Source organism: Flavobacterium arsenatis, from assembly GCF_031456785.1.
GTDB lineage: Bacteria > Bacteroidota > Bacteroidia > Flavobacteriales > Flavobacteriaceae > Flavobacterium > Flavobacterium arsenatis.
Map to the genome: position 1 here is coordinate 65,121 of NZ_JAVDVI010000001.1, position 15,859 is coordinate 80,979.

General features: G+C 38.2%; 14 protein-coding genes. 8 read left to right on the top strand and 6 right to left on the bottom strand.

From position 1 onward, the window contains the following. Nucleotides 1-3 precede the first annotated feature (3 nt). Genes J2X31_RS00260 through scpA form a run of 4 tightly spaced genes read left to right on the top strand, consistent with a single transcriptional unit; the run spans nucleotide 4 to nucleotide 4,053 of the window. A complete protein-coding gene (locus J2X31_RS00260; RefSeq protein WP_310023493.1) occupies nucleotides 4-1,377 on the top strand; it encodes a methylmalonyl-CoA mutase subunit beta in 1,374 nt (457 codons plus the stop codon). Between the two features lie 27 nt (nucleotides 1,378-1,404). Next, entirely contained in the window at nucleotides 1,405-1,635 is a 231-nt protein-coding gene (locus tag J2X31_RS00265) for a hypothetical protein (RefSeq protein ID WP_310023494.1), read from the top strand. Next, complete coding sequence (locus tag J2X31_RS00270; protein WP_310023495.1) at nucleotides 1,625-1,918, top strand: type II toxin-antitoxin system RelE/ParE family toxin; 294 nt, start codon at nucleotides 1,625-1,627, stop codon at nucleotides 1,916-1,918. The genes J2X31_RS00265 and J2X31_RS00270 overlap by 11 nt, the downstream gene beginning before the upstream one ends. A 14-nt stretch (nucleotides 1,919-1,932) precedes the next feature. Continuing rightward, entirely contained in the window at nucleotides 1,933-4,053 is a 2,121-nt protein-coding gene (gene scpA / locus J2X31_RS00275; RefSeq protein WP_310023496.1) for a methylmalonyl-CoA mutase, read from the top strand. A 110-nt stretch (nucleotides 4,054-4,163) separates the two neighbouring features. Here scpA and bglX read toward each other — a convergent pair whose 3' ends face one another. From bglX to J2X31_RS00295, 4 genes are all read right to left on the bottom strand, one after another. Then, entirely contained in the window at nucleotides 4,164-6,446 is a 2,283-nt protein-coding gene (bglX, locus tag J2X31_RS00280) for a beta-glucosidase BglX (RefSeq protein ID WP_310023497.1), read from the bottom strand. A gap of 213 nt (nucleotides 6,447-6,659) precedes the next feature. Continuing rightward, nucleotides 6,660-8,030, bottom strand: coding sequence for a sialate O-acetylesterase (locus tag J2X31_RS00285; RefSeq protein ID WP_310023498.1), 1,371 nt, complete (start codon nucleotides 8,028-8,030; stop codon nucleotides 6,660-6,662). 16 nt (nucleotides 8,031-8,046) lie between these two features. Continuing rightward, nucleotides 8,047-9,126, bottom strand: coding sequence for an SGNH/GDSL hydrolase family protein (locus J2X31_RS00290; protein ID WP_310023499.1), 1,080 nt, complete (start codon nucleotides 9,124-9,126; stop codon nucleotides 8,047-8,049). Between the two features lie 132 nt (nucleotides 9,127-9,258). After that, the gene (locus tag J2X31_RS00295; RefSeq protein ID WP_310023500.1) at nucleotides 9,259-10,140 is read right to left on the bottom strand and encodes a DUF808 domain-containing protein; all 882 of its coding nucleotides are present in this window, start codon (nucleotides 10,138-10,140) and stop codon (nucleotides 9,259-9,261) included. 248 nt (nucleotides 10,141-10,388) lie between these two features. Here J2X31_RS00295 and J2X31_RS00300 point away from each other — a divergent pair, with 248 nt between their 5' ends. The 4 genes from J2X31_RS00300 (at nucleotide 10,389) to J2X31_RS00315 (ending at nucleotide 12,779) form a co-directional block, all read left to right on the top strand. Further along, complete coding sequence (locus tag J2X31_RS00300) at nucleotides 10,389-10,679, top strand: GNAT family N-acetyltransferase (RefSeq protein ID WP_374725200.1); 291 nt, start codon at nucleotides 10,389-10,391, stop codon at nucleotides 10,677-10,679. Nucleotides 10,680-10,695: 16 nt separating this feature from the next. Beyond that, entirely contained in the window at nucleotides 10,696-11,316 is a 621-nt protein-coding gene (locus J2X31_RS00305; protein WP_310023501.1) for an alpha/beta hydrolase, read from the top strand. Nucleotides 11,317-11,342: 26 nt separating this feature from the next. Further along, nucleotides 11,343-11,693 (top strand): cupin domain-containing protein, encoded by a 351-nt coding sequence (locus J2X31_RS00310; RefSeq protein ID WP_310023502.1) that lies wholly within the window; start codon nucleotides 11,343-11,345, stop codon nucleotides 11,691-11,693. Between the two features lie 147 nt (nucleotides 11,694-11,840). Next, a complete protein-coding gene (locus J2X31_RS00315) occupies nucleotides 11,841-12,779 on the top strand; it encodes a ring-cleaving dioxygenase (RefSeq protein ID WP_310023504.1) in 939 nt (312 codons plus the stop codon). 128 nt (nucleotides 12,780-12,907) lie between these two features. Here J2X31_RS00315 and flxY read toward each other — a convergent pair whose 3' ends face one another. Together flxY and J2X31_RS00325 are read right to left on the bottom strand one after the other, a co-directional pair. After that, nucleotides 12,908-14,197, bottom strand: coding sequence for a flexirubin biosynthesis putative acyl-CoA ligase FlxY (gene flxY, locus J2X31_RS00320; protein ID WP_310023506.1), 1,290 nt, complete (start codon nucleotides 14,195-14,197; stop codon nucleotides 12,908-12,910). Beyond that, entirely contained in the window at nucleotides 14,194-15,858 is a 1,665-nt protein-coding gene (locus J2X31_RS00325) for a C45 family autoproteolytic acyltransferase/hydrolase (RefSeq protein WP_310023508.1), read from the bottom strand. The genes flxY and J2X31_RS00325 overlap by 4 nt, the downstream gene beginning before the upstream one ends. Between the last annotated feature and the right edge of the window lies 1 nt (nucleotide 15,859).

The following is a 15,859-nucleotide window of genomic DNA, read 5'->3' on the forward strand; positions in this document are numbered from 1 at the left end:
TAAATGTCAAACGATTTATTCAGCGATTTTCAGCCCGTTTCATCCAAACAGTGGAAACAGCAAATTCAGTATGAACTAAAAGGTGCTGACTATAATGAAACTCTCATTTGGGAAAGTACAGAAGGCATCAAGGTAAAACCTTTTTACCATAAGGATGAAGACCAGAAAAATTTTGCAAACACAAATAGTTCCCAATCTTTTAAAATCTGTCAGAATATTTTTGTGTATGATTTAGAAAAATCAGCCGATAGGGCATTGGAAACCTTAAATCGTGGTGCCGAAAGCATCCGTTTTACCATTGAAAATGAAACGATTGATGTAGAAAAATTAGTTGCAAAACTTCCTTTGGCAAACACTACCGTTTACTTCAATTTACTTTTTCTTTCAATCGATTTCGTAAAGAAAATTGATACTATTGCAAAAGACAGAAACGCTACCATTTTTGTTCAAATTGACCCTGCTGGACGTTTGGCAAAAGAAGGAAATTGGTTTACCAATCTTGAAACTGATTTTGATGTTTTAAACACACTTTCAATTGCTTGCCAAAACATCCATTTCATAAGTGTTGACGGAGCTTTATACCAAAATGCTGGAGCAAATGCAGTTCAGCAAATCGCTTATATTTTAGCACATGCAAATGAATATTTCAATCGAGTTGCAACCATTTCAAAACCCATTTTAATTCAGGTTTCCGTTGGAACCAATTACTTTTTTGAGATTGCAAAAATAAGAGCCATCCGATTGTTGTTTAATCTTTTAGCAAAAGAATACGACCATAATTTTGATTGCCATATTTTAGCAATTCCTTCAAAACGAAACAAGACTTTATACGATTATAATGTCAACATGCTTCGAACAACAACCGAATGCATGAGTGCCATTTTAGGTGGAGCCGATGCAGTTGCGAATTTGCCTTACGACAGTTTATACCACAAAGACAACGAATTTGGCGATAGAATCGCACGAAATCAATTGTTGGTTTTGAAGCACGAAAGTTATTTTGACAAGGTTAGTAATCCTTCCGACGGGGCTTATTATATAGAGAATCTAACGAGTCAATTGACCGAAAAAGCACTTACTTTATTTAAAGACATTGAAGCAAATGGTGGTTTCATCACTCAATTGGTCGAAGGAACCATCCAACGAAAAATTCAAGAAAGTGCCACCAAAGAGCAGGAATTATTTGATTCGGGTAAAGAAATTTTACTCGGAACGAATAAGTATCCAAACAAAAACGACCGAATGAGCCATGATTTGGAATTGTTTCCTTTTGTAAAAACAAAACCAAGAAAGACATTGGTTTCGCCGATTATCGAAAAACGATTGGCTGAAAAGATGGAGCAGGAACGTTTGGAAACTGAGAAAGAAGTTCAGTAATTTAGTATATTTGAAAGAAACAAAATTATGGAAGCAATCAGACAATTTATTAAAGTTAAAAACCATCAGATCAACATTATACTTCCAGACGATTTTAATGCAGAAGAAGTAGAAGTGATTATTTTGCCGAAACAAGATAATTTTGAATTGACCGATGAGATGAAAGAGATTCTTGATTATCGAGCGAATGAGCCTACAGAAGATTATCTGACAGCCGAAGAATCATTATTGAGGCTTAAGAAAAAACATGGATTATAAGATCATTGTTTCGCCAAGAGCTCAGATAGAAATAGAAGATATTGCAGAATATTATTCTCAAATAAGCTCCTCTGTATTGAATAAATTTTATGCCGAATTAGAAAATGCTTATGCTTTTCTAAAAATAAATCCATACTTTCAAACTCGATACAAAGACTTCAAAGCCATTCCAATTAGAAAATTTCCTTATCTTATATTTTTTACAATAGATGAAAAAGCTAAAATAGTAAAGATTCTTTCCTGCTTTAACACTTCAAGAAGTACAACAAAATATCCAAAATAGATTTTCTATTTAAAATGAAAAGAAAAAACATCCAACATATCACCCTCGAAAATATAAAAAAGGAAACTCCTAAAAGCGGACAACCTTTTCTAACTGCAGAAGGAATCGAACTTAAATCAACTTATTCCAAAGAAGACATTGAAAATTTTGAACATCTTGAATTTGGAGCTGGTTTTGCACCAAATCTTCGTGGTCCGTATTCCACCATGTATGTTCGTCGTCCTTGGACGGTTCGTCAATATGCAGGATTTTCAACCGCAGAAGAAAGTAATGCTTTTTACAGAAGAAATCTCGCTGCCGGACAAAAAGGACTTTCAATAGCGTTCGATTTGCCAACACACCGTGGTTATGATTCCGATCATGAACGTGTGGTTGGAGATGTTGGAAAAGCAGGTGTTGCAATTGATTCAGTCGAAGATATGAAAGTGTTATTCGACCAAATTCCGCTTGATGAAATGTCGGTGTCAATGACCATGAACGGTGCGGTTTTGCCAATTATGGCTTTCTATATTGTTGCTGCAGAAGAGCAAGGCGTGAAACCTGAATTGCTTTCCGGAACCATCCAAAACGACATCTTGAAGGAATTTATGGTTCGGAATACCTACATCTATCCTCCTACTCCTTCGATGAAAATTATTGCTGATATTTTTGATTTTACCAGCAAGAAAATGCCGAAATTCAACTCAATTTCCATTTCGGGTTACCACATGCAGGAAGCTGGAGCTACAGCCGATATTGAGTTGGCTTACACTTTAGCCGATGGTTTGGAATACATCCGAACAGGACTTGCCGCTGGAATGAAAATTGATGAGTTCGCTCCTCGCCTTTCGTTCTTTTGGGCCATAGGGATGAACCATTTTATGGAAATCGCCAAGATGAGAGCCGGACGAATGATTTGGGCAAAACTGGTCAAACAATTCAATCCAAAAGACGATAAATCTTTAGCTTTAAGAACCCATTGCCAGACTTCTGGATGGAGTTTGACCGAGCAGGATCCATTCAATAACGTAGCCCGAACAACCATTGAAGCTTTGGCTGCCGCTTTTGGAGGAACACAATCTCTACATACAAATGCCCTAGACGAAGCAATCGCCTTACCAACCGATTTCTCCGCCAGAATTGCCCGAAACACCCAGATTTTCCTTCAGGAAGAAACCAAAATCACCAAAACCGTCGATCCTTGGGCAGGAAGTTTTTACATTGAAAGCCTTACGGCAGAAATAGCCGAAAAAGCTTGGGAATTGATTCTCGAAGTAGAAGAATTAGGCGGTATGACAAAAGCCATCGAAGCTGGAATTCCGAAGATGAGAATCGAAGAAGCTGCCGCAAGAAAGCAAGCTCGAATCGACAGCAGTCAGGATATTATTGTCGGGGTCAACAAATACCGTTTGGAAAAAGAAGATCCATTGCATATTTTGGATGTCGACAATCAGATGGTTCGTCGTCAGCAAATTGAACGACTAGAAGAAATAAAAGCTTCGCGTGACAACGAAAAAGTAAAAATGAACTTGAATGAATTGACCGAAGCCGCCAAAAGCGGACAAGGTAATTTATTAGAAATAGCAGTGAATGCAGCCCGAAATCGTGCTACTCTAGGCGAAATAAGTGATGCATTGGAACTGGTTTTTGGAAGATATAAAGCACAAATTAAATCTTTTAGTGGCGTGTACAGCAAGGAAATTAAAGACGATAAGAGTTTTGAATTGGCCAAGCAAAAAGCCGATCAATTCGCCAAGCAAGAAGGTAGAAGACCAAGAATCATGATTGCCAAAATGGGTCAGGATGGTCATGACCGTGGAGCAAAAGTTGTTGCCACAGGCTATGCCGATGTAGGTTTTGATGTGGATATAGGTCCGTTGTTTCAAACGCCTGCCGAGGCCGCCAAGCAAGCCGTGGAAAACGACGTGCATATTCTGGGCGTTTCCTCTCTTGCCGCCGGACATAAAACCTTGGTACCTCAGGTTATTGAAGAACTAAAAAAATACGGTCGCGAAGATATCATGGTAATTGTTGGGGGTGTTATTCCTGCTCAAGATTATCAGTACTTATTTGATGCTGGAGCTGTTGCTGTTTTTGGTCCTGGTACCAAAATTAGTGAGGCGGCGATTACGATTTTGGATGTACTTTTGGATTAAAAAACACTTATTCATAATGTAAAAAGGCTGTCTGAACTAAATCAAACAGCCTTTTTTTTCACAAAAACTTGAAACAAAAATTAAACCTATTTTTAATACCTACTCTTTTTTCATTTCAATTCAAATTCGCTTTCCAAAACTTCTGTAGAACTCGTTCCTACGAATATTTTGAACTTCCCTGCTTCTACTAAATACTCTCCGTTGTTGTTGTAGAAGCCTAGTTCAGCATCTGTCAAATTGAAAGTGATGGTTTTCGTTTCCCCTTTTTTCAAGGAAACCAATTCGAAGCCTTTTAGTTCTTTTACTGGTCTAGAAAGGCTTGCTGTTACATCTCTAATATAAAGTTGAACTACTTCTTTTCCATCCACATTTCCTGTATTTGTTACATCAACCGAAACTTTTACCGTTTCTCCTTTAGATGGATTTAGTTTGTCTATTTGCAGATTCTTATAACCAAAAGTCGTGTAGCTTAATCCGTGTCCGAAAGCGAATAATGGTGTTTTTTCAACATCTGAATAGTGTGACCAAAATACATTTTTATCACTATCAATAGGTCTTCCCGTACTGAAATGATTGTAATAGATTGGACACTGACCAACATTTCTAGGAAACGACATTGGTAATTTTCCACTCGGATTATAATCGCCATATAGAACTTGGGCAACGGCATTTCCTGTTTGAGTTCCCAACTGCCAAGCTTCAACTATTGCTGGAACATGTTCAGCAGCCCAAGGCAAAGCCAAAGGTCGTCCGTTATTCAAAACCAAAACAATATTCTTGTTTACCTTATAGATTTCTTCCAATAATTGTTGTTGATTTCCAGGTAAATCAAGATTGGTTCTGCTTCGTCCTTCCCCACTTTGAAAACCGTGTTCTCCCAAAACCATTATTACAACATCTGCCGTTGAAGCTGCTTTTTTAGCTGATTCAAAACCGGATGTATCGGTGGTATTGAAAACCACTTCGTCCAAGAATGTTGTTTTTCCTATCGTAAGTTCAGTACCTTTTTCATATTGAAGCTGATTGCCTTTGTATTGTTGCATTCCTTCCAAAACCGAAACGGCTGTATTGTCATCCGAAGCAATTCTCCAGCTTCCCAATGGACTTGTCTTGTCGTTTGCCAAAGAACCAATGAGAACGATCTTCTGTCCTGTTTTCTTCAACGGAAGTAAATTGCCTTCATTCTTCAACAAAACGATTGATTTTTTGGCCATATCCAGAACACCGTCATTGTTGGCTTTGTTTCCGATAGTAGCTTTTTCACGTTTTTCATCGCAATATTTGTAAGGATCATCAAAAAGACCCAACTCAAATTTTACGCGAAGGATTCTTTTAACAGCATCATCAACCAATGCAACTTCTACTTTTTTATCGTTGACTAATTTTACCAATTCTGCCACATAGATATGGGATTCCATATCCATATCCGAACCTGCTTGAATGGCTTTTAAGGCTGCTTCAGCTTCGTCTTTCGCAAAACCGTGGGTAATCATTTCTCGGACCGAAGCCCAATCGGAAATCACAAATCCGTTGAAGTTCCATTTGCCTTTTAGGATGTCTCTTTGCAGGAAACTATTTCCCGTTGCAGGAACGCCATTCAATGTATTGAAAGAATTCATCATTGTTCTAACGCCTGCTTCCGATGCTGCCTTGAACGGAGGCAAAACGGTGTTGTAAAGTGTAGAATTGCTGATGTCGACCGTATTATAGTCTAATCCTGCTTCGGCAAAACCATAAGCTGCGAAATGTTTGGCACAAGCTGCAATCGTATTGTTATCGGCTAAATTGCCTTGAAAACCTTTCACTCTCGCAACAGCAACCTTGCTTCCCAGATATGGATCTTCTCCGGCACCTTCCATTACTCTTCCCCATCTTGCATCTCTGGAAATATCCATATTTGGACCAAAAGTCCAGTTGATTCCCGAAGCCGAAGCTTCATCGGCGGCAATCTGTGCTGATTTTTTGATGGCTTCCAGGTCCCAACTTGCCGCTTCTGCCAATGGAATTGGACTCAAAGTTTTGTAACCATGGATTACATCAAAACCAATAATAAGCGGAATTCCCAAACGGGTTTCCTCAACGGCAATTTTTTGGACGGCACGGACTTCCTTTACGCCACGAACTGTTAGCATCGAACCCACCCATCCTTTACGTAGGTGTTCGTATTTCAGTTCGGCATTTCCTCCTTTTGGAGCGGGTCCGGTTACGTCCCAAAAACCGTTGTATTGGTTCATTTGACCTACTTTTTCTTCAAGGGTCATTTCCTTCATCAAAAGGGAAATTCGTTCTTCGATTGGTTTTTTCTTGTCGAGATGGGCTTTGTTTTGTGCATTCATTGAGGTGAGGGTAAAGAGGGTAAAAATCCCTGTTATGATGGTTGTATTTTTTTTCATAAATATGTTTTTGAAATGAATTTCATTATTGTTTTTTTTCGGTTTGTATGGCACACAATAGTCGGAATGATTGCAAAAATTCACTGACCATTCTCCCTAGCCCCGGTTGGAGAAAGTAGCTTTTTGCCTCGGGGTTCGAGGCAAAAACTACTTCGGAAAACGGGACTGTTGTTTATTGATCATCACTTCCGAATTCTGCTTCAAATTAAAAAACTATTCGCTTATGAAAGCAGAAGCGGGAATATTGGCGCTGTTGAAAACATCTGACTGGGCTGTGTTTTTCCAAGCAAAACGTACTTTTTTTGGTTCTTTAACGGCTTTTGATGTGACTTCAATTTTATTGTTCTTGATTTTGGCTTCGGCTGTATGGAAAATATTGTCGGCTCCTGCAACTTCAAAAAGTGCCGTTTTTTTGTTCTTGAAATACAATTCTTCTGCATGATCAAAAGTGATGGAAATGGTATTTTTTTTGATTTCAATATTCTTAAAAAGTGGTCCTTCAGCAATCGTATTTCGGGTTTTATAATGTTTTTTTAGGGCGATTTCGGCCAAGCGATTTCCTACCGATTTTTTATCTTTTGGATGAATGTCATCCGTTGTAGAAATATCGGAAGTCATTGCCATTCCTGTGTTTTCGACCAATTGCAAGGTTTTTCGTTGTGCGTTTTGAATTTTAACTCCTTCGAAATGGTCATCGCCATATTGATATGGAGCGATTTGCACAAAATAGAACGGAAAGTCCTGTTGCCATTTTTCACGCCACGAATTTATAAGCAAAGAAAGGGTTTTCTCATAATTTTTAGCACCAACATTGCTTTCGCCTTGGTACCAAATTGCCCCTGCAATTTTGAACCCTGTCAAAGGATTTATCATCGCATTGAACGCTCGTCCAGGTAAATTCGGACCGTATTCGGTTGTGCTCAATTTATTGGCAGATGCAGTCAGTTCGCTGTTGTTTTTGATGGTTGCTTCGGGAATCCAGATTTCAGCCGGTGTTCCTCCCCAAGACGAATTGATGAGTCCGATGGGAACATTTTTTAAATCATCTTGCAGGTGAAGGGCAAAAAAATAGGCCACGGCACTGAAATATTTCATTGTTTCTGGCATACAGATTTCCCAATTTGCTGGAAGATTGTCCTGTGGTGTTGTTGATGTTAATTTTGGAACGCTGAAAAAACGGATGTTGGGATGATCCGCCAATTTTATTTCCTCTTCTCCATTCTTGATTCCCCAAAAAGCGTTCATTTCCATATTGGATTGACCTGAGCAAAGCCAGACTTCGCCAATTAATATGTTCTTTAAGATGATTTGGTTGTAGCCTTTTATAGTGATTTCGAATGGTCCGCCAGCTTCGGGAGTTTTTAGGATTAAATTCCAATTGGCTTCATTATTAGGTACGGTTTTATATTCCTGATTGTTCCAACTTGTAGTGATAACGATTTCTTCCTTTGGACTTCCCCAACCCCAAATTTCCACTTCGGAATTTCGTTGCAGTACCATATTATCCGAAAAGATAGTGGGAAGCACAACATTTGCCGATGCGAGATTGGTGAAAACTAAAAATAGTAAAATGTATTTTTTCATCTTTAGAATTAGAATTTTACTTCAAGAGCTTTTTCAGGAAGGGTTCATATTGGCTTGCCATAATCTTGTGGTCTTCGGCATCAGGATGCGAAGTGCAACCATGTGGTGTTACTGCCTTAAATTTGAAGATTTGAATCGGCTTAAAGCTTTCATTTTTAAATGAATCCTTGATTTTTTCCAGACAGTCAGTGAAAACCTTGTCCTTTTCCCCATTGATCATCGGGCTGTTTACCACAACGATTTGCACATTTGGGTTGTGCTTGTAAAGCATCCTGACAAAACTTACATAATTGGAAACAAACTTATCGGCACTGAAAGGCTGTCTCATTTTTGCCCCATCTCCTTCAGAAAAATCATTCGTGCCTAAGGCAATGCTAATGATGTCTGGCTTGAAATTGAAATCATAAGGTTTTGATGCATCATTGTTTAAATGCAAATTTCCATAGACATTTGGCATCACGGGTTCTGTCTCGTCGTTCCAATTTCGATACATACCCATTCCTGACACGGAACTCAATTGAAAATCTACATCCAGATTTCTTGAAAGCACTGGTCCATAAGCCATGTAAGCATTATGCTGATCGAACCATTCGCCTTGGCCACAAGGAATTTCAATTACATCGGCACCCATTCCGCAGGTGATGGAATTTCCGATGAATTCTATTCTTTTCTTTTCTTTTATGGAGGTTGGAATCAGCTTCGCGGTTGCTCCATTGAACAGGATACCACCTGTAGAAGCTTCCGTTGCCTTGAAAATTTTGAGTGTATGTCTTTTTCCCGAAGCAACTTTTATTGGATACTTTTTTAGTTGGTTTTCCACTCGAAGCCTTCCTATATATTTCCCATCCAATTCAAGGGAAACATAGGCGTGATGACCATTTTCGTTTACTGATTGCAATGCAATTTCGCATGAATTTCCAGTAAAACTGAAGGTGATTGACGATGCAGAACTGATTAAAACAATTCCATTATCGGCTATTTTCTCTGTTCTTCCTTGTGGAATATAAAACAGAACATCAGTATCCTTTATTTGTGAAAATGAAATACTTGATGCTATCAAAAACAAAAATAAGAGGGCTTTTTTTATGAATTGCATAATTTATAAAATACATTTTTGTAAAGTTATCAAATATGCAGTTTCATTGTTGTACTAAAATATCATTTTAATGTAGAATCTTGGCAACATCAACTTTTAAATTTTGTAATCAGAATGGTTTCTCTTTTAGACTTAATTATTCTTTTTCCGAAGAAATAATTTCTTGAAAACCACGACAAGCCCAACTGTCAAGAGCCCAATCACTAATCCGAAACCAAACTCCTTGATCTTTGAAGGAACTGTTGGAAACAAGTGATGGAAAAACTCAATGTTGTGCACGAATATGCCTCCTGAAACCAATATCAGGGCAATCGTTCCCACTACCGCAAGAATCTTTATGATAATAGGCAATGCTTTCACTAGAATCTGTCCGACAACAGATAGAAATCCCTTGTCTCCTGATTTCTTTATAAGAAAAAAACCAGCGTCGTCCATTCTTACAATTAGTGCCACAATACCATAAACTCCTACAGTTGCTATGATTGCAACAAAAGTTACAGAAAGAATTTGGGTCAGTAAAGGATGTTCTTGCTCGATGACCGTTGCCAGAGCTATGATCACAATCTCCAAAGAGAGAATAAAATCGGTTTTTATAGCTGAATTTATTTTTGACTTTTCAGAATTTTCATCCGATTCAGGCAGCACACTTTCATGAAGCACTTCGTGTCCTTTTTTGGCACGGTGGAAAAGAAATTCTACAATCTTTTCGGCACCTTCATAGGCTAAATAGACTCCTCCCAAAACCAAAATAATGGTAATAACAACTGGAAAGAAATAATTCAGCAAGAAAACGGTTGGCAAAATAATCACCTTATTGATAAAAGAACCTTTGGTAATCGCCCACAAAACAGGTATTTCTCTTGATGCCAGAAAACCAGTAGCTTTTTCAGCATTCACCGCCAAATCATCTCCTAAAATTCCTGCCGTTTTTTTAGTGGCCAACTTGCTTGTAACGGCGATATCGTCCATCAAGGCGGCGATATCATCTAAAATTGCAAAAAATCCTGATGCCATATTTTGTTTTTCGTTATGGGTTAAAAATAGAAAATTAAATCTGATTTGATGTTATGAAAATAAGGGCTTTCGAGATTTAACAAGCAATTGGGAAACTTTAAAACTGGTTTTATTTAACTTAATCTACTGAAGCGAATACATTTAAATGATTTTTTTTACTCTTTTTTCTTGTTCCAGTTCAATGCACAAACTTTAAATAGAAGCTAATTTTGTCTTATCAATAAAGCATAACTAAACAAATTAAAGATATGGAAACCATAAAATTAGAATTAGACCAAAAAAAACACGGTGCTTTTAACCTTTATGAAGATGGAAAAAAGCTGGGCGAAATGACCGTTAGCATCAAAGATGATTTACTGACGGTTTATCATACAGGAGTTGAGCCCGAAGCCGAAGGAAGAGGTTTTGCGAAAAAACTCTTGGAGGAAATGACACGTTATGCACGTGAAAACAAGATGATGGTTTTGCCTCTTTGTCCTTATGTTCATGCCCAATTCAAAAAACGTCCGGATGAATTTGCCGATATCTGGAAAAAATAATTTAAAATCAATACTTATGAATTTAGAAAATATAACAGCCGGAATTCCTTTAAAAGAAGCAAAAAAAGCCCTCGTCATGATTCACGGTCGCGGTGCAAGTTCACACGACATCCTTTCGCTTTCAAGACATCTTGACGTGGCCGATTTTGCATTGATCGCTCCTCAGGCCGACAACCATACTTGGTATCCTTATTCGTTCTTGGCTCCAATTCCGCAAAACGAACCTTCGCTTTCAAAATCGCTCGACACTATTGCCGAAATTGTAGAAACAATTCAAGAAAACGGAATCAAAAGCGAAGATATTTATTTTCTGGGATTCTCTCAAGGTGCTTGTCTTTCGCTTGAATTTGTGGCTCGAAATGCATCAAAGTATGGAGGTGTTGTAGCTTTTACTGGCGGATTAATTGGTGATTCTTTATCTGAAGAAAATTATGCTGGAAACTTTGAAAACACACCAATATTTATCGGAACGAGTAACCCTGACATGCACGTTCCTGTTGAAAGAGTCAATGAAACGGAAATTATCTTGAAGAAAATGGGTGCTTCGGTTACCAAGAAAATCTATGACAATATGGGACATACCATCAATCAGGAGGAAATTGACCTTGCCAACCAACTTGTCTTTAACCTCAAATAACACTATTGAATTTTAATCGAAAACATATGTTCACAATCACTAAAATTTATAGCGATGTCAATAGCCAAAGTCACTTCGAAGATTTTGAAGTTCCCTTAAACGACAAAGGCGAAATTGGTTTTCTGTCGGATGACGAACCTGCAACATCCATTGTGTTCAGGGAAGTTTCCCCTTCTTATGATTATGATTTTCATAATGCTCCAGACCGTCAATATATCGTTTTGCTTGAAGGTGGAGTGGAAATTGAAACTTCGCTGGGAGAAAAAAGAAGCTTTCCGACAGGCTCGATTTTACTGATGGAAGACTTGACAGGAAAAGGACACAAAACCCGAAATCTGGAGGAAAAAGTTCGAAAATCGATCTTTATAAAATTATAAGGAAGCGATTCATTTACCAAACAAAAAAAACAGTATTAACTTTTCAAATTTAGATGTCGCTCTTTCTTGTCCCAGTTCAATGCACACGATTTCAGACCGATGTAAATTTGTATAAGAAATTAATAACAACAAAAAATTAAAAATATCATGGAAAACACATTATTAGGCTTGCATCACATTACTGCAATTGCAGGTGATGCCAAACGCAATTTTGACTTCTATTCTAACGTATTGGGATTACGTTTTATCAAGAAAACGGTGAACTTTGACGATCCGGGAACCTATCATTTCTATTTTGGAGATGAAGTAGGAAGTGCTGGAACGATTCTGACTTTTTTCCCTTGGGGAGAAGGCATTCAGCAAGGCCGAAAAGGCTCTGGAATGGCAACTGAAATCGGCTATTCTGTTCCGAAAGGAAGCCTTGGATTCTGGCAGGAACGCTTTGAAAAATACAATGTGATTTACAACAAACCGGCTGAAAAGTTCGGAGAAAAGTACCTTACGTTTTTAGACCCAGATGGTTTAAAACTGGAATTGATTGAGTCTAAAAGTGAGGATAACAGGAAAGCTTGGGAAACAGATGAAGTAACAGCAAACGTTGCCACAAAAGGCTTCCACAACATTACTTTAACGCTGAACAACATCAAGCCAACGGCAGCAATCCTCACCGAAATATTTGGTTATAAATTGATCGATCAGGACGTAAACCGCTACCGTTATGCCACTGATACGGTTGAAAATGCCGCTATTGTTGACCTGGTAGAATTGCCTCAAGAACACAGAGGCCACGTTGCCAACGGATCTGTTCATCACGTAGCTTTCCGAGTAAAAGATGATGCTTCACTGATGTATTTCCGTGAAAAAATAGAGCAATATGGCTTGTCTATCACGCCACAAATCGACAGGCAATATTTTCATTCTCTTTATTTTAGAGAACCAGGAGGGGTACTTTTTGAATTGGCAACCGAAAACCCAGGCTTTACAGTTGATGAAACCTTGGAAGAGTTAGGCAAGAACTTGAAACTGCCTGCACAATACGAATCTAGCAGGGATAAGATTGAAGCCCATTTGGTGAAAATCAATTAATCGTCACCATAAGAAAAGACACAAATTTCACTAATTTTCACAAATTCATTCTTGAAAATTAGTGAAATTCGTGTTTAAAATCTCTAAAAAATCTTTGTGTCCAAACGTTGTTTTTTTTTTATGAATTATTAGGGCCTTTTATCCAAAAAAGTAATAGGTTTTCGGCTCATAGGTGGAAAAATAATTTTGGCTAATTCATCTTGAGCAACGAATTCAACTTTTGGTGTAACCCTCAGTTTTGCCCTAAAATGGTCCTTGATTTGATTCATCAATTCTTCCGATGGCTGGTCAGAAGCAATCTTGATGAGGATTTCATCTGTTCCAAGATCATTGGTAGAAATTTCAATCAGATGGCTTTGTATGCCTTCGAAAAAACGCAACAAATCGTGCATGGCTGGCGGATACAAGGTAGTTCCTTTGTATTTTATCATGTGCTGTTTTCGTCCTAAAACGGGTCCGACACGAACCGTATTTCTTCCGCAAGGACATGGTTCAGAATGCAACTTTACGATATCACCTGTTTTGAAACGCAATAAGGGAAGTGCTTCAACGCCAAGTGTGGTGATGGTTAACTCTCCACTTTCACCTTGTTTTACCGGCTGATTTCCTTCGTCTAGAATTTCAGTGATAATTAATTCTGGATGTTGGTGGCCTCCCTGGAAATGTTCGCATTCATTGAAAGCCGTACTCATTTCGGTAGAAGCATAGGTTGAAAACAACTTGACGTTCCATTTATCAGCAATTCTTTTTGCCAAAATAGAAGGCGAAAAATCCTGATTCCGCAGGGATTCTCCGATGCAAATGACGCTTTCAACACTTGAGGCATTGTAATCAATGTTGTTGCTTTCGGCATATTCTATCATTTTCAATAAAAAGGAAGGAACGGCAATCAAGTATTTTGGTTTGTATTTTAAAATCGAATCCCATTGCAATTCTGGTATTCCGGCACCAACACGAATTGCACCAGCACCAAGTTTTCGAAGTCCGAGAAAATAGGCCAATCCTGCCATAAACCTCCTGTCCATGGTAGTCATCAGTTGCACCACATCGCCTTCTTGGATACCGGAACAAACAAATGAAATGGCTTCATTGTAGGCCAGACGATCCAAATCTTTATCGGTCAAGCCGAATGTTACCGGATCACCCAATGTTCCTGAAGTGGTTGCATAATCGATGATCTTATGCATCGGAACACAGAAGAAGGCATCGTTATTTTCTTGGATATCAGTCTTGGTGGTAACTGGAATCTTACGTAAATCTTCCAGTGTTTTTATAGTTTCAATATCAATTTTCTTATTTTCAAACATCGCCTTGTAATAAGGAGAATGCTCGGATAAATAAACCAGCAATTCTTTCAGTTTTTCTTCCTGAAATTGTTTAATTTCCTGTACGGATGCTTTCTCTATAGCTGGTATCATTTTCTTCTTCGTTTTATTTTTTTCAGGTATTTTTCTATTTGAATCCTATCCGAAACTGTTGTAATTTCTTTGGTCAGTGCTTTTTGAAACGCCAGTTCCGCTGCTTTATACCAACCTTTATTATAGTAATATTTTCCTGTTTTATAATATACAATCCAGTGGTTGGGATTGAGATTTTGGTATTCAGATATAAAATCAGCCGTTAAATCTTGATCTTTAGAAATAGCATCATCTATCATTCGAGTACTGATTCGGTACTGTTCATATTCTTTAAATGCTTTCGTCTTCAGAAATTCATCCTTTGGAATATTCATCGAATCTGAACCTTGAACTTTAAAATCTTTTTCGTTCTTATTGAAAATTTTATTCAGATCATACGCCAAAAATTCACCCAATTGATACGGATTCGACGAAACCCAAACCATCCTGCTTTCGGGTTTAAAGATAACGCCGTGATGTGCCAATAACTGATTCAAGGCCTTCTCGTTTCCGTATCCGATTTGCTTATCGTCTAAACCTTCCTTGTTTCGAAGAATTGCTGCCATTTTCAACGGATTCATTTTTTCCTTTTCGGCTAAAAGCTCCTTTATCCTATCGTGACGGTATTTGGAATGGCTTTCTTCAATATGGGCACTATTCCGTTGATCTGACTGATAGGCTTCACTTTGAAAATGATTCGTACACACCAACTGATTACTGTTTTGAACTTCAAAAACTCCAAAATTTTCTGGAGAAACTTCTATCAGAATAGCTTTCTTGTCCTTGGCACTTCCCACCATAATGGATTCGGAAACAAATACTTCTCGTTTTTCAGCAATAGCAACAGCTTCATCAATCGTCGAAGCATATTGTAAAATTTCTCTAGCCAAGATAGAAATAGGCGTTTTGGCAACCAAAGGGATTTTTGACTTTCCGGCATTTATTGTAACCGTCAATCCTTCCTTGTTCATTCCCGAAACAGTTCCTATCATTCCGCCCCAGGTTATCGTCATAAAAGGATGTCCTTTATCTGGAGTTATAAAAGCGACAACCTTGTCTTCTGCAAATTCATCACCTGCATAAAAATCGAAATTTCTACCGATCAACAATTCCCCATCCTCTGTTTTATCTCCCCAAACTGCTAAAGATGAACATCCCACCAAGGCCAAATCTTGAAGAGCGTGTCCGATATCGTGAGCTCCGTGAAGGTATAAAGTTCGTAAATATTTTGGAGCCAAATTATTATAATCGTCCGAAACATATTGGGAAACGCCATACGTTTCAGTTTTATATTCTTCTGGAATGTGAAGATACATCTTTCGATTGTACCATTTCAGGAATTCCCGAAGCAGTTTCTGTTTGAATCTCGAAGGAACAATTTCCTTCACTTTCGAAAAGAAAACACGTTCTTGTTTTTGAACCAGATGTTCAGAAAGGCTTCCTGCCAACAGTCCCCTCTGCAAGGCATCTCCCGAAATATACAATTCCCAAAGCTGTTGCTTGTTCTTGATGAAATAATTAGAACCCGAAGAAAAAAGTGTGTCAGAATGTTTGACAACAACAGGCTTTTCCTGATTGTACCCCTCTAGTTCTGGCTGATGATGAATGGATTTGGAAGTTCCGCAGGAGAACATCAAAAATAAGATCCCTAAAGAAAATAGTATTTTGATATCCCCTTTCATT